The organism is Streptomyces sp. NPDC091972 (genome assembly GCF_044756385.1).
Lineage (GTDB): Bacteria > Actinomycetota > Actinomycetes > Streptomycetales > Streptomycetaceae > Streptomyces.
On the sequence record NZ_JBIVSV010000012.1, the window covers coordinates 1 to 23244 of the forward strand.

Sequence of the window (23244 nt, forward strand, 5' to 3'; positions counted from 1 at the left end):
CGGGCGGGGCAGGAGGGCGGGCTTCCAGGGCGGGCGGGTACGTGGGGGGCGCACCGGTCGCGGGGCGCCCCCCCCCCCGGGGGGGCCCCCGGGGGGGGGGCGGGCGGGGCCCCCCCCCCCCGGCCCGCCCCCCTCGTTCGCGGGAGTTCGCTCAGAAGGTCAGCTTCCAGCCGTTGAGCGTGCCCGTGTCCTGCGCGGCCGTGTCCTGGACGCGGAGCTTCCAGGTGCCGTTGGCCGTCTCGGCGGAGGCGTTGACGGTGTAGGTGGTGTTGACGTTGTCGGCGGAGTCCGAGGAGCTCGCCGCCTTCAGGCTGTACACCGATCCGTCCGGGGCCACCAGGCTGATCGCCAGGTCACCGCGGTAGGTGTGGGTGATGTCGACGCCGACCTGGAGGGCCGAGGGAGCGTTGCCGCTGCGGCCGCTGACGGTGATGGGGGACTCGATCGCCGAGCCGTTGTCCGGGATGGCGACGGCGGTGGTGCTGGAGAAGGTCGTCCCCGTCGTCGTACCGCCGCTCACGGCCGCCACCGTCTTCGCCGCGTCGGCCAGGCCCGCGCCGCAGCCGCCGGAGCAGGCGCCGGGCAGCGGACGGGCGTTGTTCTTGATGGCGGTCTCGATCTGCGCCGGGGTCAGCGCGGAGTTCGCGGACTTCATCAGCGCGACCAGGCCCGCGATGTGCGGGGTGGCCATGCTGGTGCCCTGGTAGTAGGCGTACGACTCCGAAGAGGGCGTCGAGGCACCGGAGTTGAGCGTGGACAGGATGCCGTTGGCGGTGCCGGTGCTGGTCTGGCCGCCGGGCGCCGAGATGTCCACGAGGGAGCCGTAGTTGGAGTAGGAGGCCTTGGCGCCGGAGCGGTTGGTCGCGGCGACCGAGATGATGTTGTTGCAGTTGCCCGGCGAGTGACCGGAGACGTTCTCGTTCTCGTTGCCGGCGGCCACGACGACGGTCGTGCCGCGGCTGACGGCGTTGTTGATGGCGGTCTGGGTCGCCGAGGTGCAGGCGCCGTCGCCACCGAGGCTCATGTTGATGACCTTGGCGACATTGGTGTTGGCGGGCACGCCGGAGACGGTGCCGCCGGACGCCCAGGTGATGGCGTCGATGATGTCGGAGTCGTAGCCGCCGCACTTGCCGAGGACGCGCAGCGGGGAGATCTTCGCGCCGTACGCGATGCCCGCGACACCCTTGCTGTTGTTGGTGACCGCGGCGATCGTGCCGGCGACGTGGGTGCCGTGCCAGGAGGAGCTGGAGGCCGGGATGCCCGCGCCGCACTCGTTCGCCGCGTAGTAGTCGCCCGGGTCGGCGGGGTTGCTGTCGCGGCCGTTGCCGTCGACGGAGACCGCGGTGTCGGAGATGAAGTCGTAGCCGGCGACGATGTTCGCGGCCAGGTCGGAGTGGGTGACGTAGCCGGTGTCGATGACGGCGACGGTCACGCCGGCGCCGGTGGACTTGGCCCAGGCGCCGGGCACGTTCATGCCCGCGGTGGCCTCGAACAGGTCCCACTGCTTGGCGTACTCGGTGTCGTTCGGGTCGGCCTGCGGCTTGTTGAGGCGGTCCGGCACGACGTAGGCGACCTGCGGATCGGCCCTGAACTCGGCGACGGCGTCGGCCACTTCGGCCTTGCTGGGGTCGGCGCCCAGGTCGACGAGGGCGGCGCCGGTGCCGAGTCTGCGCTGGAAGTCGGCGTCCTTGGCGGCGGCGTCGGCCTCGGCGGCCTTGTTCGACGTGGCCTCGGCGGCACCGGACTTGTAGCCGACGATGAGGCGCTCGGCCTGGACGCCGGGGGCGGCCTCGGTGAGCGCGGCCGGGACGGCGGTCTCCTGGGCGGGGGTGTCCTGGGCGACGGCGACGGAGGCCGTGCCGACGGAGAGCAGGGCGGCGGAGACGGCGGCGGCGGATATCAGCTTCCGGCGCAGGGAGGGGGAGGTACGCAAGGGCTTGCCTTTCGGGGCCGTGCTCCGGGCAGCGCGGAGCAGCAGTCGAATCGCTTCGTCGATGAAGCGGCGGGGGGGGGTGAAGCCAGGAGCGCGCGGGGGCCGGCCAAGACGGGGAAGCGGGACCCGTTCGGGGTCGCCTGTGGGTCCGCTGTGGTCGAACGATAGGCAAAGAGCAGGTCATGGGGATACAGGGGAAACCCTTGATCCGGCCGGGAACCGACCCTCTGCGATGGCCGGTTGACCGTCGAGGGCCCCTTTGCCCGCGTCCGCACTCCGGCGGACGACCCGGTGCGTCGGTGAACGCGCGGGGGCCGTGGCCCGTACTGCACGGAAGCCCGTCGTTCCCGCGCCGCCCGAGGAGGCGTTCCGGATGGCCCGGATGCCCTGGACAACCGCCCGTCGTACGAGTGCGGCGGCCGCCGCCGCCCTGGCCCCGTTCCTTCTGACCGTGTTCGCGGCGGCACCCGCGCAGGCCCACGGCGCCCCCACGGACCCGGTCAGCAGGGTGTTCGCCTGCTCCCCCGACGGCGCGTCCTCCGGCACGGCGGCGTGCCGGGCCGCCGTGTCGGCGAACGGCTCGCCCTTCACGGCGTGGGACAACCTGAGGGTCGCGAACGTGAACGGCCGGGACCGGCAGACGATCCCCGACGGCAAGCTGTGCAGCGGCGGCCTGCCCGCCTACCGGGGCCTCGACCTGGCCCGCTCCGACTGGCCGGCCACGCGCCTGTCCCCCGGCGCGACCCTGACCATGAAGTACGCCTCGACGATCCCGCACACCGGCACGTTCCGCATGTACCTCACGAAGCCGGGCTACGACCCGTCGAAGCCGCTTTCGTGGTCCGATCTTCCGGAGCAGCCGTTCGCCCGGGTGACGGACCCGGCGCTGACGGACGGGGCGTACCGGATCAGGATGACGCTGCCGAGGGACCGTACGGGCCGGCAGGTGCTGTACACGATCTGGCAGAACAGCAGTACGGCGGACACCTACTACTCGTGCTCGGACGTGGTGTTCCCGGCGACGGCCGAGGCCGCAGGCGGGGACGGGGACGGGGACGGGGCGAGTGCCGCCGCCTCGCCGAGCCGGTCGAGGGCGGCGGAGAAGAAGCCGGCGCGGAAGCCGGCTCCGGCCACGTCGTCCGCCGCACCCTCGCCGACTCCGTCCGTGGCCCGGTCGGCGGGCGGCGCCGTGCCCGACTCCACTCCGGTGGCGGCCGACGCACGTCCCGGCTCGGGACCGTCCGCGCCCGTGATGGCGGGCGGCGCCGCCGCGGTGCTGGTGCTCACCGGGGGCGCCGCCCTGGCGCTTCATCTGCGCCGACGCTGAACTACCGCTCTACGGTGCTCAGTTGACGTAGACCGGCTCGCCGCCCGCGGTCACCGGGCTGTACTTGGCGCTCCAGAAACCGTTGGCGGGGCACAGCGAGGAACCGGACGTCCGGCTGAACTGCTGGTTGGCGAAGGTGATGCTGTTGTCGGAGTTGTCCGCCGTGCCGGACAGCCCTGCCGCCGCCTGGTAGACACAGCTCACGCTGCCCAGCAGGGTGCGCAGCACGACGGTGGTCTGGATGGCGGAACCGCTCGCCGGGGTCACGGCGACGGTGCCGTCGGAGGAGACCGCGGTGGAGTACGGCAGGTTGTTCACCGTGATGCTGGTGACGCCGAGGACACCGACCACGTTCGAGGTGCAGTTGCTGAAGGTCTGCCCGGTCAGGGACTCGGTGGCGGTGCCCGGAGCGGTCGGGTTGCTGCCGACGGTGGCGGTGAAGGTGGACGCCGAGCAGGTGATCCCGCTGGTGCCGGTCGAGCTGGAGTAGAGGGTCGCGGTGGTGCCGCTCGCCAGGGAGGCGCTGATGGTCGTGCCCTCGGCGACATCGGCACCGCCGACCGCGCCGGTGGTGAGGACCGCGACATCGGCCGCGGCGGCGGGCGCGGAAGCGGCCACGGCCACGGGGAGCGCGAAGGCGGCGGCAGCGGCGGTGAGGGAGAGCAGAGAACGCATACGCATGGGGGATTGCCTCTTTCCTGAGGTGAGGGTGGGTGTGGGGGGCGCGGACGCGCGTCGGCGTCCCGCCGTTGCCGGTCCCGTCACGCCTTCTCCGTACGTGACGGGACCGGCAACGGCATCAGGCCGGTGACCGGCCGGGCCCTATGGGGGAGGGCTCCGGCCGGACCGGGCGAGAGAGGGCGAGCCCGGTGCGGTCCAGGGGGATACGGCCGGTTCGGGTGCCGTGGAGGGTCGGACTCGGGCGGTGCGGAGCCCGTGCGGGACAGATGGTCCGGGGACGCGGGCAGATGCCGCCCGACGGCTCGGATCCGGCGCCACGGATCCGGGGAGGCCAGGGAGAGTTGTAGACCTGATTGTTCGTCAACGTCAAGGTGCTGCAAGGGAGTTGATCATCGAACGCCGTGTTTTTGTCATCGGTGACGACGTTGTTGATCACGGGTGCCACATAATCGACACCCTTTACGCACAACTTGCTTGACCCACGGGCGTAACCGCCGGTAACTTCCGTGTCATTACCGCGGAGTACGTGAAAGCCCTTGCAGCCGCCGGGGGTTGGGAGGAGACGTACCCCGCAGCCGCTGTCCGCGCCAGGACAACAAGCCACTGAAGCCGCACATCCGCACGTGAACCCCTCGTGCGTCGACTATGCCCTGGGAGCAGCACATGGCCTCGTCCGTCGGCACCACCCCCGAGATTCCCGAAAGCGGTTCCGCCCCCCAAGCCCCCGGCAGTTCCGCGAGACGCGGGCGGGTCCGGGGCCGCCGGGCCGCGATCATGGCCGTGCCGGCCGTCGCGATCACCGCGGGCATGGCGATCCTGACCGCCGAGGGCGCGCTGGGCGTCCAGTTCGCCATCTCCGGCATGCCCTTCACGGTCACCGCGACGGAACTCGACGGCACCGGGTTCGAGCAGTTCGGCGGCCTCGACAACATGGCGGAGAACAGCCCGAACGCCGGCGACACCGGCGGCCAGGTGCTGGTCGTGACCTCCGCCATCAAGCACGCGACCCTCACCAAGCTGTGCCAGAGCGTCGACCTGGGCGGCACCAACCTGCGCATCGAGGCGGGCGCGGGCAAGGACAAGGTCCAGGCGACCGACCTGACCACGGACTCGACCGAGCTGTCCGGCAACGCCTCCTTCGACAACATCGAGATCGGCAACGACGCCAGCACCCTCACCAAGGCGGGTGTGAAGGGTCCCATCGGTGTCTTCAGCCAGCAGGCCGACACCGTGCACATCGGCGACCTGCGGCAGACCAACTACGCGACCACGGCGGGCGTGTTCAAGCTCCCCGGCCTCAAGCTCAGTTTCAGCAGCAAGGCCTGCTGATGGAGGGCGAGGAGCCGGTGGGCGCCCGGCGGAACGCGGACAGCCAGGACGCGTTCACCCGCTTCGTGAACGGACGCCCCTTCTTCGGCGGGCTGTGGCTGACCCTGGGCGGGGCGTGGATCCTGCTCACCATGAAGGCCTCGCTGAAGGTCGTCATCCATGTCGGGATGCAGGGGGTGGCGGGCTACCTCCTGCCGACCCTGATGGTGCTGCTGGGCCTGCTGATCCTCTTCAGCCCGGCCCAGCGCCTCTTCTACTCGATCACCGGCGTCCTGGTCTCCCTGGGCACCTGGGTCACCTCGAACATGGGCGGCTTCATGGTCGGCCTCCTGCTGGGGGTCGTGGGAAGCGTCCTGACCTTCGGCTGGCTGCCCGACCAGGAGCCGCGGGTGAGCCGCCGCGAGCGGCGCCGGACGGCACAGCTGGCACCCCAGGAAGGGCCTGGGACGGGACAGGACGCCACCGGCAGCCACACGGCCCAGGCCGTGACGGCCACCGGCGCTCCGGGGACCGCCCAGTAGTCCCGGCCACGGGGCCGCGCCCGCAGCCGGACCGCGCATCCGCCTTCCCCTCCCGGGGCCCGGACCGCGCGGGCACGCCCGTCACACGCCGGGCAGCCTGCGCGGTTCGACGCGTTCCTCGACCGCCGAGTCGCCGTCGCGCGTGACGACGTAGGCGCCCTTCCCGGGCACCTCGGTCACGGCCTCGACGAGTTCGGTGCCGCGGTAGACCAGTCCGACGCCGTCGTCCGTGCAGTGGGTGGCCGGCAGGGTGCCGTCCGCGACGAGCCGGTGGACGAGCGGGCGGCGGCCCGGGTCGCTGTCGTAGTGCACCCCGTTGCCGTACGGCAGGAAGCCCAGCGCATCGGTGAGCGGGCGGAGTTCGGGGCCGTACGAGTCGGTGGTGCCGCCCCGGAACCAGCACAGGGAGCCCGCGCTGACCCCGCTGAGCACCACGCCGGACTCCCACGCCCCGCGCATGATCCGGTCGAGGCCGTGCACCCGCCACACGGCGAGCAGGTTGGCCACCGAGCCGCCCATGACCCACACCACGTCCTGCTCCAGGACGGTGCCCTCGACGTCGTCGAGGTTGGGCATGGGGAAGAGCTGGAGCGGCGTGAGGTCGAAGCCGGCCGTCCGTGCCGCCTCGTGCATCCGTGCCGTGAAGTGCTCGGCGTCCCCGATGGCCGTGCCGACGTACATCACGCGCGGCCTGCGGCCGTGGGCGCCGGAGAGGTCGACGGCGTGGTGCACCAGTGCGTGGAACGACACCATGGTGCGGCCGCCCGTGCGGTGTCCTCCGGAGGTGGCGACGATCGTCGGTTCTGCGGCCATACGCGTGATCCTAATCAGCTGCCGCCGGAGCAGGGGCGGCGGCGGCCCCCGTACGCCGACCTGAAGATCATTACGATGCGGGACCGAGAAGTCACTACAAGGGGCTGATCACTTGACTACCGGCGGTCACACGCGGTTGGCTCCTGGCCAGTGAAGGTTCAAACCGGCCACGCGCCCGCGTTCCGGTCCCTTTCACGTTCCGCCTGCCAGGCCGCACAGCGAGGTGCCGCACCCCATGAACACTCCTCCCCCACCTCGGACTCCCCACAGATCCCTGCGCGTGGCCGCCCTCCTCTCCGTCGCCCCCCTGCTGCTCGCCGGCTGCTCAGGCGCCGGCGACGACTCCCGGTCCGGCACGGGCGCGGCGGACGGAGCGGACGCCTCGGGGCTGAGGTTCGCCATGATCACCCACGGCGGTGAGGGGGACGCCTTCTGGGAGCGTGTGCGCAAGGGCGCCGAGGCCGCCGCCGCCAAGGACGGCGTCGATCTGACGTTCGCCAACGACTCCGATCCGGCGGGGCAGGCCCGGCTGGTGCGCGAGGCGATCGGCGACCGGGTGGACGGCATCGCCGTGACCCTGGCCAAGCCCGCCGCGATGAAGGCCCCGGTGGCCGCGGCACGGGCGGCCGGCATTCCGGTGGTGGGCCTCAACTCCGGTATTGACGCCTGGAAGTCGCAGGGACTGCTGGAGTACTTCGGCCAGGACGAGATCGTGGCCGGCGCGGCCGTCGGGGAGAAGCTGAACGGCCTGAAGGCCAGGCACGTGCTGTGCGTCGTCCACGAGCGCGGCAACGTCGCCCTGGAGGCGCGCTGCGCCGGGGTGCGGAAGACCTTCGGCGGCGAGACCGAGAACGTGTACGTGGAGGGCACCGACCCCGAGGCCGTGGACACCGTGCTCACGGCCAGGCTGCGCCAGGACGCCGACATCGACGAGGTCGTCACGCTCGGCGCGCAGTTCGCGCTGGACGCCGTGGACTCGGTGAAGGCCGCGGGCAGCAGGGCCCGCGTCGCCACCTTCGACCTCAACGACGACCTGGTCAAGGCGATCCGCGCCGGGACCGTGCAGTTCGCGGTGGACCAGCAGCCGTACCTCCAGGGCTACCTCGCCGTGGACTCGCTGTGGCTGTACCGGACCAACGGCAACGTCAGCGGGGGCGGTGTGGCCCCGGTGCTCACCGGGCCCGCGTTCGTCACCCGGACGAACGTCGCCTCGGTCGCGAAGTTCGCCGCCGCGGGCACCCGTTGACCGTCCCGCAGTGAGCACGGCGGAGACCGACCGCAGGACAACCCCCTTCCCCTGACCGCCCAAGGACGACCATGCCCGACCGGAAAGGCGCCCGCCGCCGCCTCGGCTCCATACGTCTCTCCCTCATCATGCTGGCGCTGGTGCCGAGCGTCACGCTCACCGCGATGTGGGGTGTGACGACCACGCAGTTGTTCTCGGAAGGGCTACGGCTGCGCTCGCAGACCGAGTTGAGCAGGTCGACCGGCGCGATGGGCACCGAGGCCACGCTCGCCCTCCAGGGGGAACGCGCGCTGTCCGCCGCCTGGCTGGCCGGGGTGCCCGGTTCCCGGGCCGCCCTCGACGAGAAGCGGGCGGCCACCGACGCGGCGGTCGCCAAGCTCGTGCGGCGCTCCGAGGAGATCCAGCGGGCACCCGCGCGCATCGCCGACCAGCTCTACTCGGTCCTCGGCTCGGTGGGCAGCCTGGAGTACTACCGCGACCAGGTGGACCACCCCACCGACATCACCGCCGAGCAGGCCCTCGACCAGTACACGTCGATCATCGACGACCAGATCCACGCCTTCCAGCAGCTCTCGCAGGTCGACGACGGCGACCTCACCTCGCAGGCGGGGCCGCTCGTCGCGATCGAACACGCGGCGGAACTGACCTCCCAGGAGGATGTGGCGCTCACCCTGGCCTGGCCGTCCGGGCACCTCGACGAGAAGGCCTGGGAGCACTTCGTGCAGCTGGTGAACACCCGCCGGTGGCTCGTCGAGGACCAGATCGTGCCCGCGCTGAGCGGCGACGCGAAGACGCAGACCGAGCGGATCCTCGGGAGCGCGGACTGGCGGACCATGACGGCGGTCGAGGACCAGGTCCTGGCCGCGCGGCCGGCCGCCGGCACCGGGCGGGTGGCCCTGCCGGACGCGGGCAAGCGGTGGTCCGCCGCGATGCAGCGGGTCTCCGTCCGGTACAGCGACCTGATCCGGCAGCAGACCTCGGCGCTGCTGACCCGGAGCGCGGACAAGGCGCACGAGCAGCTGCTGACGGCGGCCCTGGCCAGCGCGGGCGGACTGATCGCCCTGCTGGTCTGCCTCGTCATGTCCTGGCGGATCACCCGCTCGCTGTCCCGGCGGCTACGGGGCCTTCGGGAGGCCACGCTGGGCCTCGCCCAGGAGCGGCTGCCGGACGTGGTCGCACGGCTGGAGCGGGGCGACAAGGTCGATGTGGACCGGGCCGCACCGGAGTTGGACTACGGCTCGGACGAACTGGGGCAGGTCGCCCAGGCGTTCAACGCCGCACAGCGGACGGCCGTCGTGACCGCCGTCGAACTCGCCGACACCCGGCGGGGGTTCCAGAAGGTGATCCTCGGCATCGCCCGGCAGAGCCAGAACCTGGTCAACCTCCAGCTCAGCAAGCTGGACACGCTGGAGCGCCAGCACCAGGACCCGGACGTCCTGGCAGGACTGTACGAACTCGACTCCACGGCAAGCCAGTTGCGGCGCTACGAGGAGAACCTGGTCATCATCAGCGGCGGCCGGCCCCGGCGCAGCTGGACCGAGCCGGTCGCGCTGGTCGACATCCTGCGCAGTGCGGTGGGCGAGGTCGCCGAGTACCACCGGGTGCAGGTGCGCACCGAGGAGGAGGTCTGCCTGGCCCCGCCCGCGGTCGCCGACGTGATCCACCTGCTGGCCGAACTGATCGAGAACGCCACGCTGTACTCCCCCGCGCCGAGTCCCGTCTCGGTGCGGGCGGCCCTGGTCGCCAAGGGGCTCGCGGTCGAGGTCGAGGACCGTGGCCTCGGCATGTCGGAGGACGAGTACGCCGCCTTCAACGCCCACCTGGCCGAGGCCCCCAAGTTCGACGTGGTCGCCCTCGCGGACGATCTGCGCCTCGGCATGTTCGTCGTCGCCCGCCTCGCCGACCGCCACGGCATCCAGGTGACGCTGCGCTCCTCGCCGTACGGCGGCACCACGGCGATCGTCCTGATCCCGCACGAGATCGTCGTACGGGACGAGGAGCAGGGGACGGAGCACGGGACGGTGGACCGGGACGGGTCGGCGCCGGCGCCGACCGCGGGGGCGACGGCCGGGGCCTCGGCCGGTACGGAAGGCACCACGGAGTCGGCCACCGAGGCGGAGTCGGTGCCCGCGGCCAGGTCGGTGACCCGGGAGAAGCCGGCCGCCGCCGCTGAGCCGGTGCCCGGCACGGACTCGAAGTCCGACGCGAAGCCGGCAGCCGGCGTCAGGTCAGCGGCCGGGAAGCGGGACGCCGGCCCCCTCCCCCCGACGCCCGGCACCCCCGCCCCCCGTCCCGACGGCCTCACCCCCCTGCCCCGGCGGGTGCCGCAGACCAGTCTCGCCGTCGAGTTGCGCGAGGAGGCCGTGGCCGTGCCCGAGGAGGAGGACGCCGACGAGTTCACCGCGGAGCACGCGGCGTCCTCGCTCGCCGGGTTCCAGCGCGGCACCCTCCGCGCCCGGGGCGAGGACGCCCTCGACGACACCTCTCAGCGACCCACCGCGCAGACCGCCCTCAGCTCCGAGCCGAACGAGCCGAAGGAGCCGAAGGAGCCGAACGAGCACCAGCCGACCGCTCACGGGCCCGACCCGCTCGAGACCCCCGAGGAAGTGAGCACCGCCGCCACGAACGGTCCCCCGGGCCCCGACGGGACCCGTACCCCGCAGGACCGGACCGTCGCCGCCCGTACTCCCCACACCGATCGCTCATGAAGGACACGCCATGACACGCCCCACCCCCGCCACGCACACCCAGCTCGACCAACTGCTCACCGGACTCGTGGAGCGGGTCGCCGACGTGACGCAGGCTGTCGTGCTCTCCGAGGACGGGCTGGTCGTCAGCAAGTCCACCGGCTTCCTGCGCGACGACGCCGAGCGGCTGGCGGCGACCGCGTCCGGTCTGATGAGCCTGAGCAAGGGCGTCAGCATGGACTTCCGGGGCGGCCCGGTGCGCCAGGCGCTCATCGAGATGGCCAACAGTTTCCTGGTCCTCACCTCCGCGGGCCCCGGCGCCCACCTCGTCGTCCTCACGGGACCGAACGCCGACGTCGGCGTGGTGGCGTACCAGATGAACATGCTGGTGAAGAAGATCGGCGAGCACCTCAGCGCGGCACCGCGGGCCGGCATCGGCCCCACCGGCGGGTGAGGTGACCGACAGTGACGCGTCGGGGCGGCTGGTACGACCGTTCGCCCTGACCGGCGGACGGACCCGGCCCAGCCGCGCCGACTTCACCCTCATCACGACGGTGACCGCGGTCGTCCCGCCCCCGGAAGGGGCCCCGCGCCCGCAGGCCGAGCAGACCCGCATCCTGCGCCGGTGCGCCCGACCGGTCGCCGTGGCGGAACTGGCCGCGCTGCTCGACCTCCCGGTCAGCGTGGTCGTGATCATGCTGTGCGACCTCCTGGAGGAGGGCCTGATCACCGCGCACCCGCCGCGCCCTGTCTCACCCCGCGCTCCGGACCTGGACCTGTTGCAGAAAGTGAGGGAAGGCCTTGGCCGGCTCTGACACGCTCGCCACCGGGACGGCCGGTACGCCCGCCGCACCCGACACCGTGAAGATCCTCATCGCCGGGGGCTTCGGGGTCGGCAAGACCACCATGGTCGGGTCGGTCAGCGAGATCACCCCGCTGCGCACGGAGGAGCCCCTCACGGTCGCGGGCCTGGACGTGGACGACCTCGCCGGGATCGAGGAGAAGCGGGCCACCACGGTGGCCATGGACTTCGGCCGGATCACCATCAGCGACGAGCTGGTGCTCTACCTCTTCGGCACGCCGGGGCAGCAGCGGTTCTGGTTCATGTGGAACGACCTCGCGGTCGGTGCCCTGGGCGCGGTCGTCCTCATCGACGTCCGGCGCCCGGAGTCGAGCTTCGCCGCCGTGGACTTCTTCGAACGCCGGCGCATCCCCTTCGTCGTCGCCGTGAACGGCTTCGACGGCCTGCACCCGTACCCGGCCGAGGACATCAGGGAGTCCCTCGCCCTCCCGGAGACCGTCCCGGTGGTCCTGTGCGACGCCCGCCGCCGTGAGTCCTCCCGGGACGTCCTGATCACCCTCCTGGACCTCCTGATCGCGGCGGCGGTCGACTAGCCACCCCGGACACCGACCGCGCACCGCCCCCTCGCGTCCGGCTCCGCGGCCCGGAGTCCCGCACATGACGACGGGCCCGGCGCGGAGTCGCTCCGCGCCGGGCCCGGTCCGTTCCGTCCTGCCGGCCGTCAGCCGAGGCCGTTGGACTTCAGCCAGGACTTGGCCACGTCCAGCGGGTCCTTGTTGTCGAGCTGGACCTGGGAGTCCATGTCGAGGAGCGCCTTGGTGTCCAGCTTGGCCGAGACCGCGTTCAGGGCGGCCACGCCCTCCTGGGTGAGACCGGACTTGTAGACCAGCGGGGTCACGTTCGCGAAGCCGAAGAGGTTCTTCGGGTCCTGGAGGACGACGAACTTCTCCTTGGTGATGGTCGGGTCGGTCGTGAAGATGTCCGCGGCCTGGACGGTGTTCTTCTTGAGCGCCGCCTGGGTGAGCGGGCCGCCCGCGTCGAGGGCCTTGAAGGACTTGAACTTCAGGCCGTACTGGGACTCGAGGCCGAGCAGCCCCTGCTGCCGGGTCTGGAACTCCGGCGAGCCGCCGATGACCAGCTCCGGGGCGATGTCCTTGAGGTCGGCGAGCGTGGACGAGGCCGTCAGGTTGTACTTCTTCGCGGTGTCCGCGTTGACCGAGACGGAGTCCTTGTCCTCGGCCGGCGCCGAGTCGAGCAGCGTCAGCTTGGAGTCGAGCTTGGCCTTGACCGCGGCGTTCACGGACTCGGCGGACTTCTGCGCCGCGTCCTTGTCCAGGTAGGCGAGCAGCGAGCCGTTGTACTCGGGCAGGACGGTGATGGAGCCGTTCTTGAGCAGCCCGTACGTGGTCTCGCGGCTGCCGATGTTGGGCTTGTAGGTGACCTTGATGCCTTTGGCCTTCAGGGCCTCGCCGTAGATGTCGGCGAGCAGGATGCTCTCGGCGAAGTTGTTCGAGCCGACGACGACCGTGTCGCCGCTCGCGGCACCTCCGGTGTCCTCGCTCAGCGGGTCGGAGGAGTCGTCGGAGGACCCGCACCCGGCCAGCAGCACCGTGGCGGCGGCGAGCGCGACGGCGGCCACGCCGGGGTTCTTCCTGAGGGACCTGCGGTGTGCGGCGGTGTAAGTCACGATTTCCGTTCCGGAACTCAGGGGCTGCCAAGGGGTTCAGGGCGTTCGTGCGGGGAAGCCCTTGCACTGATCCAATCCAGCCCGTTCCAGCCCAGTCAAGAGCGGCCTGGTCACAATTGGCCTCTACTCGTAGTCGGTTGTGAAGGAAGCGCAAAACCGGCACGCGGGGAGCGACGCGGGTTGTAACGGATTCTTGACTCAGGGCGGCCACAAGCGCTGTCCGAAGAGGCTGTAGTCTCGCCGCAGTTGGCGCCGGTCACACAGGCGTGCGGGAGCCACTCTGGTGTTCCTACGCACCGTCCCGTAGCGATCAGAATCGGTCAGAAGCGTTCACGCGCGGCGGCCGAGACACCCATGAAGGAGGGCTGGTGTCCACGAACGAGGTGGACGCGTCCACCCGGTCGGCACCACCGCCGGACCGGGACGGTGCACGCGGCAACCGGGGGCTGCGGGACTTCGCCGAGCGCTGGCCGTTCCGGCGCAAGCTGAACGTCCTGGTCGGTGTGCCGCTCGCGGTGGTCGCCGCACTGCTGGCCTATCTCTTCGCCGACCAGGTCGGCCAGTCCCGGGACGCCTCGGACGCGGCACAGCTGGTGCGGGACAGCGCCCAGGTGGCCAAGCTCGTCGGGCAGTTGGAGGCCGAGCACCAGCAGGCCGTCCTGCTCTCCGTGCGCCACCAGTCCAGCCGGGCGGGCGAGGCGCCCTCGCAGTCCGCCTACCGCGAGGCGCAGATCCGCGTGGACAACCAGGTCGAGAAGGTCCTGGAGGTCTTCGGCGGCCGGCTGCCGGAGGAGGAGGCCGAGGCCCTGCGCGAGGTCAACGGCCTGGAGGACCTGCGCAACACGATCGAGAGGTCCTACCTGCCCGCCGACAACATCGACCCGGCCTACAGCGACGCCGCCAAGGGCCTGATCGACGGCCTCGGGCTCGACCGCAACCCGGCCCTCGCCGCCACCTTCACCGGCAACCTGCTCGACTCGCTGCTGCGCGCCGACGCCGCGCACGGCGCCTTCGAGACCGGCGTCTTCTCCGCGACGACCGGCGACTCCAACGCCCTGATCGAGCTGATCGGCGCGATCGGCTCCTTCGACGAGTACACCCACCAGGTCGAACGCTTCGGCCGGTTCGCCACTCCGGCGCAGTCCGCGGAGCTCGGCGACATCGAGCACAACAGGGCCCAGGCGACGATCGCCCGCCAGTACGCCGAGCTCCAGATCGACCCCGGCTCGCTCCAGGCGGAGACCCCGGCCGAGATCAAGGAAGCCTTCCAGACGGCGCTCGACTCCTACCCGGACTACCGCACCCAGGCCCGGACCCGGCTGAAGACCACCACCTCGCTCATCGACCAGATCGCCGACCGCGCCGACACCGCCTCCCGGGATGCGCGCTCGAACGCCGCCTGGCTGCTCGGGTCGACCCTGCTGGGCTTCGTGCTCTGGCTCGCCTTCTCGGTGGCCGTACGGCGCTCGGTGGTGCGCCCGGTGCAGGCGCTCACCGGTGCCGCCCGGCAGGTCGCCGAAGTGGCGGGCCGTGAGCTGGCCCGGGTGGCCGACGACGACACCGAGGACACCGGGACACCGCGGCTCCAGGAGATGCCGGTCACCGCGAAGGACGAGATCGGTGATCTCGCCGACGTGTTCAACCAGGTGCAGACCACCGCGGTCGCGCTCCTCGAACGCCAGGTGCTCAGCCGCCGCAACGTCGCCGAGATGTTCGGCAACGTGGGCCGCCGGGTCAGCAACCTGACGACCCGCCAGCTGGCCCTGATCGACGCGGTCGAGCGCGGCGAGACCGACCCGGCGCTGCTGGAACGCCTCTACAGCATCGACCACATCGCGGTCCGCCTGCGCCGCAACGCCGACAGCCTGATGCTGCTCGCCGGCATCCGCGAGACCGTCCTCGACTCGGGGCCGCTCGCCCTCACCAACGTGGTCCGTGCCGCGCTCGGCCAGATCGAGGGCTTCCAGCGGGTCTCCCTCCAGGCCGGCACGGAGGTCATGGTCGAGCCGGACATCATCGGCGACCTCACCCTGATGGTGGCCGAACTCGTCGAGAACGCCGTGTCGTTCTCGCCGGCCGGCAGCCCCGTCGAGGTGATCGTCAAGGACAGCCACGAAGGCGCGCTGGTCGTGATCTCCGACCACGGTCTCGGCATGAGCCCGGAGCGCCTGGCGGAGGAGAACGCCCGCCTCATCCGCCGCGAACGCCTCGACCTCGTCCCGACGAAGGTGCTCGGCCTGTTCGTGGTCGGCACCCTGGCCCGCCGCTGGGAGGTCGGCGTGGTCCTCTCCCGCACCCCGGGCGGCGGTGTGACGGCCGAGGTGACCATTCCCTCCTCCCTCCTGCTGACGATGAGCCCGGTGGCCTCCGCGGTCCCGGCGGCCACCGCCCCGGAAGCGCCCACGGCACCGGCCGGCACCCCGGAGGCCGGCTCGGACCCGACACCGGCCCCGGCTCCGGCCCGGCCGACAGGTCCTACGGCCGCACGGTCCGACTCCGGCCAGGAGGCGCCCACCGGCCCGACGCCCCGGAGCACCGCGGCCCCGGAGCCCGGCGTCACGGCGGCCGCCCCCGCCGACGGTGAGCCCGCCCCGCTCCCCCGCCGCATCCCGTCCCGCGAGACGGCTTCCGGCGACCCGGCCCCCGAACCCTCCTCGCCCGCGGCCCCGTTCATCCCGAAGGCCCGCACCGGGCAGGCATCCGCGAGTGCCGAGGCGGGCGACGGCCCCCGCCCCCTGCGCCGCCGGGTCCGCGGCGCCACGCTGCGCACCACCGTCGGTGCCGACGCCGTACAGAAGACCGCTCCGCTCCGGCCCGCCGACGCGGAGGCCGTCCGCGACGCGCTCGACGAGTTCGAGGCGGCCGTGGAGCGCGCCCACCGGGACAGCGAGACCGGCAGCCACGCCCGGCCCGTACCCGGGGACGACGCGGAGACCCAGCAGAGCGCATCCAACCCCCCGCACCATCAGAACCACTCCCCGGAAGGAGCGGAGCAGTGAGCACGTCCACAGGTGACACGCCCGCCGACCTGCAGGCCGCCGCAGCCGACTTCACCTGGCTGCTGAACCGTTTCGCGACGGAGACCGCGGGCGTCGTCGACGCCATCGCCGTGTCCTCGGACGGGCTGCTCATCGCCGTCTCGGAGCTGCGTGAGCACGCGGACTCCGAGCGCCTCGCCGCGATCGTCTCCGGCATCACGAGCCTGGCCGCCGGTGCCTCCGGCAACTACGGCCTGGGCGGCCTCAACAAGGTCATCATCGACCTGGAGGGCGGCCATGTCCTGGTCTCCGCGATCGGCAGCGGCGCCGTGCTCGGCGTGGTCACCGACAAGGAGGCCAAGCTGGGCAACATCGCGTACGAGATGACGCTGTTCGCGAACCGCGCCGGTGCCGCGCTCAGTCCGCAGCTCGTACTCGAACTCAAGAACAGCGTCGGCGCCGCGTCGAAGCGCTGACCGAGGAGGAAGCGCAGTCATGGCGGACGGCAGCACGCCTCCGGACCCGGAGCCGGGCGGTCCCGTACCCGCCGTACGGCCGTTCCTGGTCACCGCCGGGCGGGTGGCACCCGATCCGTCCGGCCGGACGATGCCCGTCGAGACCCAGGTGGTGGCCACCGCCGAAGGGCTCGCCGTGCTCGACCGGCTCTCCTTCGAACAGCACGACATCGTCGCCGCGTGCCGGATCCCGCAGTCCATCGCGGAGATCGCGGCCCGGCTGCGGCTGCACCTGAACGTGGTGCGGATCCTCGCCGAGGACCTGCGCTCGGCGGGGCAGCTGACGGTGCACGTGCCCGACTCCGGCGTCACCCACGACGCCTCCGTCCTGCGCAGGCTCATCGACGGCCTGCGTGCCATCCCCGACTCCCGAGGGGTACTCCGTGACACCGACTGAACCGGCCACCCGGCCCTCGGCCGCGCCCTCCGCCGCCGTACGACCGCCGCTGCCGGTCAAAATGGTGATCGCGGGCGGCTTCGGGGTGGGCAAGACCACCGCGGTCGGCTCGATCTCCGAGATCGAGCCGCTCACCACCGAGGCGGCCATCACCGAGGTCGCCGCCGGTGTGGACGACCTGAGCCACACCCCGCGCAAGACCACGACGACGGTCGCGATGGACTTCGGCTGCATCACCGTCGACCCGACCCTGAAGCTGTACCTGTTCGGCACACCGGGCCAGGAGCGCTTCGGCTTCATGTGGGACGACATCGTCGAGGGCGCGGTCGGCGGCCTGGTCATCGTCGACACCCGCCGCCTCGACGACTGCTACGCGGCGGTCGACTACTTCGAGCACAAGCAGATCCCGTTCGCGGTCGCCGTCAACGCCTTCGACGGCAGGGTCGAGCACACCCTGGACGAGGTCCGCTGGGCCCTCGACGTCAACGACCGGGTCCCGGTGCTCGTGTTCGACGCGAGGGAGCGGGGTTCGGTGCGGGACGCCCTCCTGGTCGTACTGGAGCAGGCGTTGGCCCGTACCGGGGAGTGACCACGGCAGGGGCGCTGGGCCGCATCCCCATGCGGCTCCGCCGCGTGGTCGCGACCGGCCGCAGCGGTGCCGCGGCCGCCGGGCGACGGACCGCGGCCCCTGTCAGGCGCTCCTGCGCACCCCGCGGGAAACGGTGAGCCGGGCGACCCCCCAGAACACCGCCAGCGTGACCAGCGCCAGCCCGGCGACGAGCGTCGCCCCGCCGACCACCTTCTCGTAGTTGCGCTGGTAGAGCCCGTCCACGATGTACCGTCCGAGCCCGCCCAGCGACACGTACGCGGCGATCGTGGCCGTCGACACGATCTGGATGGCCGCCGACCGCAGCCCGCCGAGGATCAGCGGAAGGGCGACCGGCAGCTCGACCCGGAACAGCACCTCCGCCTCGTGCATGCCCATCCCGCGGGCCGCGTCCACCGGGGCGGGGTCCACCGACCGCATCGCCTCGTAGGTGGTGACGAGGATCGGCGGCACGGCGAGCACGACCAGCGGGGTCATCACGTTGATCAGCCCGAAGCCGAGCGACAGGGTCATCAGCACCAGCAGACCGAAGGTGGGCAGGGCCCGTCCGGCGACGGCGATGAAGGCCAGCGCGTTGCCGCCCCGCCCGAAGTGCCCGGTGACGAGCCCCACCGGCAGTCCGATGGCCGCGGCGATGGCGAGGGCCTCCAGGGTGTACTGGACGTGCTCCCCGAGCCGCGTGGGGATGCCGTCGTAGCCCTGCCAGTGCGCGCTGTCGCTGAAGAAGGCGTTGATGAAGTTGAGGACGTTCACCGGGCGGCGACCTCCGGTTCGGGCCGCTGCGCGCGCCGCGCACGCGCGCCGCTCGGCATCCACGGCGTCAGGAGCAGTCGTACGGCGACCAGCAGTCCGTCGACGAGGATCGCGAGGACCGCCATGGTCAGTACGGCGTTCACGGCGAGTTCGGGCCGGTTGTAGATGTTGGCGTCGTTGATGAGGTTGCCGAGCGCCCCCTGGTTGCCGATGAGGGCCCCGACGCTGACGAGGGAGATGCTCGACACGGTCGCCACCCGCAGCCCCGCGATGATGGCGGGCACGGCGATCGGCAACTGGACCTGGACGTAACGGCGTACCGGTCCGAAGCCCATCGCCGTGGCGGCCGCGAGGGTCTCCTGCGGCACCGAACGGACGCCGTCGACGATCGCCGGGACCAGGATGACGAGCGTGTACACGGTGAGCGGGATCATCACCGTGAGCTCGGTCTGGCCGGTGTAGTCGATGAGGACCACGAAGAAGGCCAGCGACGGGATCGCGTACAGCACGGTCGTCACCCACAGCACGGGCGGGTACAGCCACCGGAAGCGGACGCAGAGCTGGGACAGCGGCAGGGCGATCAGCAGCCCGGCGAGGACCGGCAGCAGGGCCTCCCTGAGGTGGAGGCCGACGAGACCGAGCCAGCTGTGCTGGAGGTCGCTCGGGATGTCGAAGAAGCCGTTCACCGGGCGGCCGCCGCGTCCGTACGGCCCTCCGCGTGCGCCCCGCGGATCGCCTCGCCGATGGCCTGCTGGGAGACCACCCCGGCCACCCGCCCCTCGGCGTCGACCCCGACCGCCCACCCGGTGGGCGAGAGCACGGCGCAGTCCAGCGCGGCCCGCAGCGAGTCGGTGCCGGCGACGAAGGGCCGCCCGTACGGCAGCAGGCGCGCGACGTCGACGCTCCCCGCCGTCAGGTCCCGCGGCTCGCTCCAGCCGAGGGGCTTGCCGTCCACGTCCGTGACGAGGAGGTAGGGGGCCCCGTCCGTGCCGCGGGCGGCGATCTGCTCGGCGGTGGCGTCGACCGCGACGACGGGTGCGGTCAGCAGCCGGAGTCCGGAGGAGGGGAAGAAGGAGAGCCGCCGGATGCCCCGGTCGGAGCCGAGGAAGTCCTCGACGAACGCGTCGGCGGGGTGGGAGAGCAGTTCGGCGGGCGGCGCGTACTGGGCGAGCTTGCCGCCGGTGCGCATCACGGCGACCATCGTGCCGATCTTGACGGCCTCGTCGATGTCATGGGTGACGAAGACGATCGTCTTGCCCAACTCGTCCTGGATGCGCAGGAGTTCGTCCTGAAGTCCCTTGCGGACGACGGGGTCGACGGCCGAGAACGGCTCGTCCATCAGCAGCACCGGCGGATCGGCGGCCAGTGCCCGCGCCACACCGACGCGCTGCTGCTGTCCGCCGGACAGCTGGTAGGGGTACCGCTTGGCGAGCGAGCCGTCGAGCCCGACCCGCTCCATGAGGTCCCGGGCCCGGGCCCGCGCCTTCTCCTTGCCCCAGCCCAGCATGCGGGGCACGGTGGCGATGTTGTCGACGATCGTGCGGTGCTGGAAGAGCCCGGCGTTCTGGATGACGTAGCCCATGCCGCGGCGGAGCGTGTTGACCGGCTGCTGCCGGCTGTCCTTGCCGTCGATCAGGATGGTCCCCTCGCTGGGCTCGACCATCCGGTTGATCATGCGCAGGGTCGTGGTCTTCCCGCAGCCCGAGGGGCCGACGAGGACCGTGATCGAGCGGTCGGGTATCTCCAACGAGAGCCGGTCGACCGCCACCGTGCCGTCCGGGTACCGCTTGGTGACTGAATCTATCCGTATCAAAGCGCCGAATACCCTTCGGGTCTGGCTGAAGTTGTCCGCATTCGGCCGGTCCAGCAGGCCGTTCGGCAGAGTCTAGACCGCTTGTGTTGCAGACATTCGAACGGTGGCCCGTGGCCGGGGAGGGGCCGCCCGGCCGTGCGGCACACGAGATCGCCGCAGCGGGCGCAGTCGCCCCCCGCGCACGGGCTCCCGCAGACGGGTGAGGCATGCGTCCGTCCGGGTGCCGTCGGCGAGGACCCGGAGGCCCTCGAACCCGGCGAGGCACCGATGACCGCGCGCCGGCGGCCCGCCCTCGCCGGCCCGGTCACGCGGCCTCGGAACCGTCCCGGACGGCCGGGAAGCCGGGGGTACGCAGGACCCGTCGCTCCGCGTCCACCGCGAACACCTCGCAGCCGTCGAGGGAGGCCGCCCAGTCGACGCCCTCGGGGCCCAGGGCGAAGGCCGCCGTGGCGACCGAGTCGGCCTCCGTGAGCGTCGCCGCCACGACCGTCAGGCTGAGCAGGCCGGTCGCCGGGCGGCCGGTGCGGGCGTCGAGGATGTGGTCGCCGCGCTCGTAGCGGGCGGAGGTGGCCACCGCGCCGTCGGTGAGCGACAGCACCGTGCACAGCTGGTCGGCGTGGTCGGGGTGCCGTACGCCCACCCGCCAGGGGCCGCCCGCGGTGACCACGTCGCCACCGGCGTTGAGGACGAACCGGGTCGCCCCGGCCGCCCCGAGCAGCTCCGCCGCCCGCTGCACCGACCAGCCCTTGACCACCGCGCACGGGTCGAGACGGCGGCCGGGCGGCCGTACGTCGAAGGCGCCGCCGGTGGCGAGACGGTAGTGCTCGCACAGGGCGAGGATCTCGCGCAGGTCCGCGCTCAGGCCGCCCGTCGACAGCTCGCCGCGGTCGTACCGCGAGACCTCGCTGTCCTCCTTGAACGGGCTGAACCGGGCGTCGGCCTCGCGCAGCCACGCGAAGACCTCGTCCGCGGCGGACTCGGGGACGTGCTCGTCGTCGACCCGGAGCGAGACCGGGAAGCCCATGACGTGTTCGACGCGGTGCATCGGAGATCTCAGCCCTTCGCGTCGATGGCGGCCTGGAGGGACTCCTTGTAGCCGTCACTGGTGATGGTCGCACCGGAGACGGTGTCGATGTCCGCGCTCTGCGCCTCCAGTGTCTCCGCGATCAGCTGGGGCACGGCTGCGGTGGTCTGCGGGTGGTTCGGCTGCTGGAGCATCCTCACGGCGCTGATCTCGTCGCCCTCGAAGGTCACCCGGACCTGGACGGTGCCCTTCTCGGTGTCCACCGCGGTGCCGTCGACGGTCCGGGCGGACTGCGCGGACGCCGACGGGGACGGCGAGGCCGCCGACGGGGACGGCGAGGCCGCCGACGCCTTCTTCGCGTTGTCGTCGATCGCGGCCTGGAGGGACTTCTTGTAGGCCTCGCTGGTGATCGTGGCACCGGAGACGGTGTCGATGTCCGCGCTCTGCGCCCGGAGCGTCTCCGCGACCAGCTTCGGCACGGCGGCCTCGGTCTGCGGGTGGTCGGGCTGCTGGAGCATCTTCACGGCGGTGATCTCCGTGCCGGAGAAGGTCACCTGGAGCTGCACGGGGCCCTTCTCGGTGTCGACCGTCGTGGTGGTGACCACGTTCGTGCCGGACGACCCGGCGGAGGACGTCGAGGGCGCGGGGGTGGTGGTCCGGACGGTAGAGGAGCCGGCCGAGGGCTGGTACAGCCACACGGGGACCAGACCCGCGATGCTCAGGACGACGACAGGTATGGCTCGTTTCACGGTCTGTTCCTCATCCCGCCAGGCTGAAGCGCTCGAAGTGGATCTGCGGCCCGGGCACGTCCAGCTCGCGCAGGCTGCCCAGGACCGCCTTCATCATCGGGGGCGGCCCGCACAGGAAGACGTCCCGGTCGGCGATGTCGGGCACGAGCCGGGCCAGCTCGCCCGCCGCCAGCTTGTCGGGCACCGGCGGGCCGGTGACCAGGTGGAGCTCGGCGCCCTTGGCGAGCGCGAGGTCGCGCAGTTCGTCGTAGAGGACGGCGTCGCGGTCGGAGCCGACCCGGTAGATGACGACGGCGTGGCCCTGCACCTCCTCCAGGAGCGCCCGGATGGGGGTGACGCCGACGCCGCCCGCGATGAGGACGGACTCGGGGCGGGTGCGGTGCAGGGCGGTGAAGGCGCCGTAGGGGCCCTCGGCGAAGACACGGGTGCCGACCTTGACGTGCCTGAGGGCGGCGCTGCCCTCGCCGGCCGCCTTGGCGGTCAGGCGCAGCGTCCTGCCGTCGGGGGCGGCGGACAGCGAGAAGGGGTTGGCCTGCCACCAGCGGTCGGCGGTCAGGAAGCGCCACAGGAAGAACTGGCCGGCGCGGGCGGGGAGCCGGTCGAGGTCCTTGCCGCTGATGTAGACCGAGACGACGTTGTCGCTCTCGGGGACGACCGCGGTGACGCGGAACTGGTGGCGCCAGTTGCGCCACAGCGGGAGCACCGCGCGGCCCAGGACGACCGAGCCGAGCGCGACGCCCCAGAGGCCGTACCAGTAGGCGGTGGCGGCGGACGAGGAGGTGAAGGTGGTGCCGACGGCGACCTGGTGGGTGAAGGCGAGGACCACGGCGACGTACGTGTACAGGTGGATGAAGTGCCAGGTCTCGTAGGCGAGGCGGCGCCGGGCGTAGCGGGCGGAGACCGCGCCGACCACCAGGATCAGGAAGAACGCGACGACCGCGCGGAGCACGCCCTCGGTGGTCTCGGCCAGGTCGACGATCTCACCGATCGGGCCCGTGCCGGTGCCCTCGGCGTAGCCGAAGCTGATGAAGACGACGTGCGCGAGGAGCGTCCACAGGAGGGCGAAGCCGGTCCAGCGGTGCCAGGAGGTCAGCCGGTCCATGCCGATGCGGCGGTCGAGCCAGGGCAGCCGGGCCACCAGGACCAGCTGGAACGCCATGACGAGCGCGGCGTACAGGCCGGTGAGACGGCCGAGCACGATGAGCGCGTTGGAGGCGAAGCCGGCCTGGGCGAAGAACCAGGCGACAACGGCCGCGTTGGCGGCCAGCACGGCGCAGAGCCCGGTGCGGGCCACCACCCTGGGGCGTTTGATCGCCGTGGGGGGCGCGGGGGGCGATTGGACGGTCGTCACGGGAGGTAGCTCCTTGATCGGGGCCTGGGTA

The 23244-nt window shown here is 72.0% G+C and carries 22 protein-coding genes; 12 read left to right on the forward strand and 10 right to left on the reverse strand.

Annotation, left to right across the window (positions count from 1 at the left end; genetic code table 11):
• Window positions 1-151: 151 nt before the first annotated feature.
• Window positions 152-1933, reverse strand: a complete 1782-nt coding sequence (locus ACIQJT_RS30420) for a S8 family peptidase (protein WP_402648896.1) — start codon at window positions 1931-1933, stop codon at window positions 152-154.
• A gap of 382 nt (window positions 1934-2315) precedes the next feature.
• On the opposite strand from ACIQJT_RS30420, the gene ACIQJT_RS30425 reads away from it, so the two are divergent.
• The gene (locus ACIQJT_RS30425; RefSeq protein ID WP_365456957.1) at window positions 2316-3260 is read left to right on the forward strand and encodes a lytic polysaccharide monooxygenase; all 945 of its coding nucleotides are present in this window, start codon (window positions 2316-2318) and stop codon (window positions 3258-3260) included.
• Between the two features lie 18 nt (window positions 3261-3278).
• On the opposite strand, the gene ACIQJT_RS30430 is transcribed toward ACIQJT_RS30425, so the two are convergent.
• Complete coding sequence (locus ACIQJT_RS30430; RefSeq protein ID WP_365456954.1) at window positions 3279-3941, reverse strand: Tat pathway signal sequence domain protein; 663 nt, start codon at window positions 3939-3941, stop codon at window positions 3279-3281.
• A gap of 663 nt (window positions 3942-4604) precedes the next feature.
• Between ACIQJT_RS30430 and ACIQJT_RS30435 the strand changes: the two genes are divergently transcribed.
• Together ACIQJT_RS30435 and ACIQJT_RS30440 are read left to right on the forward strand one after the other, a co-directional pair.
• Window positions 4605-5270: a DUF6230 family protein gene (locus ACIQJT_RS30435; RefSeq protein WP_365456951.1), complete on the forward strand. Its 666-nt coding sequence runs from the start codon at window positions 4605-4607 to the stop codon at window positions 5268-5270.
• Window positions 5270-5791, forward strand: coding sequence for a DUF6114 domain-containing protein (locus ACIQJT_RS30440; protein WP_365456948.1), 522 nt, complete (start codon window positions 5270-5272; stop codon window positions 5789-5791). The genes ACIQJT_RS30435 and ACIQJT_RS30440 overlap by 1 nt, the downstream gene beginning before the upstream one ends.
• Window positions 5792-5872: 81 nt before the next feature.
• Here the strand turns inward: ACIQJT_RS30440 and ACIQJT_RS30445 are convergent, their stop codons facing one another.
• The gene (locus tag ACIQJT_RS30445; protein ID WP_365456945.1) at window positions 5873-6604 is read right to left on the reverse strand and encodes a peptidase E; all 732 of its coding nucleotides are present in this window, start codon (window positions 6602-6604) and stop codon (window positions 5873-5875) included.
• Between the two features lie 235 nt (window positions 6605-6839).
• On the opposite strand from ACIQJT_RS30445, the gene ACIQJT_RS30450 reads away from it, so the two are divergent.
• The 5 genes from ACIQJT_RS30450 to ACIQJT_RS30470 all read left to right on the forward strand — a co-directional run bounded on the left by ACIQJT_RS30450 (window position 6840) and on the right by ACIQJT_RS30470 (window position 11932).
• Entirely contained in the window at window positions 6840-7850 is a 1011-nt protein-coding gene (locus ACIQJT_RS30450; RefSeq protein ID WP_402648903.1) for a substrate-binding domain-containing protein, read from the forward strand.
• 71 nt (window positions 7851-7921) lie between these two features.
• Window positions 7922-10558 (forward strand): nitrate- and nitrite sensing domain-containing protein, encoded by a 2637-nt coding sequence (locus ACIQJT_RS30455; RefSeq protein WP_402648905.1) that lies wholly within the window; start codon window positions 7922-7924, stop codon window positions 10556-10558.
• A gap of 10 nt (window positions 10559-10568) precedes the next feature.
• Window positions 10569-10991: a roadblock/LC7 domain-containing protein gene (locus ACIQJT_RS30460; RefSeq protein ID WP_007385469.1), complete on the forward strand. Its 423-nt coding sequence runs from the start codon at window positions 10569-10571 to the stop codon at window positions 10989-10991.
• Between the two features lies 1 nt (window position 10992).
• Window positions 10993-11352, forward strand: a complete 360-nt coding sequence (locus ACIQJT_RS30465) for a DUF742 domain-containing protein (RefSeq protein ID WP_365456936.1) — start codon at window positions 10993-10995, stop codon at window positions 11350-11352.
• The gene (locus ACIQJT_RS30470) at window positions 11339-11932 is read left to right on the forward strand and encodes an ATP/GTP-binding protein (RefSeq protein WP_365456933.1); all 594 of its coding nucleotides are present in this window, start codon (window positions 11339-11341) and stop codon (window positions 11930-11932) included. Before ACIQJT_RS30465 ends, ACIQJT_RS30470 begins: the two co-directional genes overlap by 14 nt.
• Before the next feature lie 128 nt (window positions 11933-12060).
• On the opposite strand, the gene ACIQJT_RS30475 is transcribed toward ACIQJT_RS30470, so the two are convergent.
• Window positions 12061-13026 (reverse strand): ABC transporter substrate-binding protein, encoded by a 966-nt coding sequence (locus ACIQJT_RS30475; RefSeq protein ID WP_365456930.1) that lies wholly within the window; start codon window positions 13024-13026, stop codon window positions 12061-12063.
• Window positions 13027-13394: 368 nt separating this feature from the next.
• On the opposite strand from ACIQJT_RS30475, the gene ACIQJT_RS30480 reads away from it, so the two are divergent.
• Genes ACIQJT_RS30480 through ACIQJT_RS30495 form a run of 4 tightly spaced genes read left to right on the forward strand, consistent with a single transcriptional unit; the run spans window position 13395 to window position 17505 of the window.
• Window positions 13395-16025 carry an ATP-binding protein gene (locus ACIQJT_RS30480; RefSeq protein ID WP_402648910.1) on the forward strand — a complete coding sequence of 877 codons (2631 nt, stop codon included), beginning with the start codon at window positions 13395-13397 and terminating at the stop codon, window positions 16023-16025.
• On the forward strand, window positions 16022-16480 hold the full coding sequence (locus tag ACIQJT_RS30485; RefSeq protein WP_053849089.1) for a roadblock/LC7 domain-containing protein: 459 nt from the start codon (window positions 16022-16024) through the stop codon (window positions 16478-16480). Before ACIQJT_RS30480 ends, ACIQJT_RS30485 begins: the two co-directional genes overlap by 4 nt.
• A 19-nt stretch (window positions 16481-16499) precedes the next feature.
• Entirely contained in the window at window positions 16500-16916 is a 417-nt protein-coding gene (locus tag ACIQJT_RS30490; protein WP_365456924.1) for a DUF742 domain-containing protein, read from the forward strand.
• Window positions 16903-17505: an ATP/GTP-binding protein gene (locus ACIQJT_RS30495; protein ID WP_365456921.1), complete on the forward strand. Its 603-nt coding sequence runs from the start codon at window positions 16903-16905 to the stop codon at window positions 17503-17505. The genes ACIQJT_RS30490 and ACIQJT_RS30495 overlap by 14 nt, the downstream gene beginning before the upstream one ends.
• Before the next feature lie 102 nt (window positions 17506-17607).
• Here the strand turns inward: ACIQJT_RS30495 and ACIQJT_RS30500 are convergent, their stop codons facing one another.
• The 6 genes from ACIQJT_RS30500 to ACIQJT_RS30525 all read right to left on the reverse strand — a co-directional run bounded on the left by ACIQJT_RS30500 (window position 17608) and on the right by ACIQJT_RS30525 (window position 23213).
• The gene (locus ACIQJT_RS30500; RefSeq protein WP_365456918.1) at window positions 17608-18276 is read right to left on the reverse strand and encodes an ABC transporter permease; all 669 of its coding nucleotides are present in this window, start codon (window positions 18274-18276) and stop codon (window positions 17608-17610) included.
• Window positions 18273-18962, reverse strand: coding sequence for an ABC transporter permease subunit (locus tag ACIQJT_RS30505; RefSeq protein WP_365456915.1), 690 nt, complete (start codon window positions 18960-18962; stop codon window positions 18273-18275). Before ACIQJT_RS30505 ends, ACIQJT_RS30500 begins: the two co-directional genes overlap by 4 nt.
• A complete protein-coding gene (locus ACIQJT_RS30510; protein ID WP_402648916.1) occupies window positions 18959-20089 on the reverse strand; it encodes an ABC transporter ATP-binding protein in 1131 nt (376 codons plus the stop codon). The genes ACIQJT_RS30505 and ACIQJT_RS30510 overlap by 4 nt, the downstream gene beginning before the upstream one ends.
• A gap of 304 nt (window positions 20090-20393) precedes the next feature.
• Window positions 20394-21134, reverse strand: coding sequence for an FAD:protein FMN transferase (locus tag ACIQJT_RS30515; RefSeq protein WP_402648918.1), 741 nt, complete (start codon window positions 21132-21134; stop codon window positions 20394-20396).
• 8 nt (window positions 21135-21142) lie between these two features.
• A complete protein-coding gene (locus ACIQJT_RS30520) occupies window positions 21143-21862 on the reverse strand; it encodes an FMN-binding protein (RefSeq protein WP_402648920.1) in 720 nt (239 codons plus the stop codon).
• Window positions 21863-21872: 10 nt separating this feature from the next.
• Window positions 21873-23213 (reverse strand): ferredoxin reductase family protein, encoded by a 1341-nt coding sequence (locus tag ACIQJT_RS30525; RefSeq protein ID WP_365456903.1) that lies wholly within the window; start codon window positions 23211-23213, stop codon window positions 21873-21875.
• Window positions 23214-23244 lie beyond the last annotated feature (31 nt).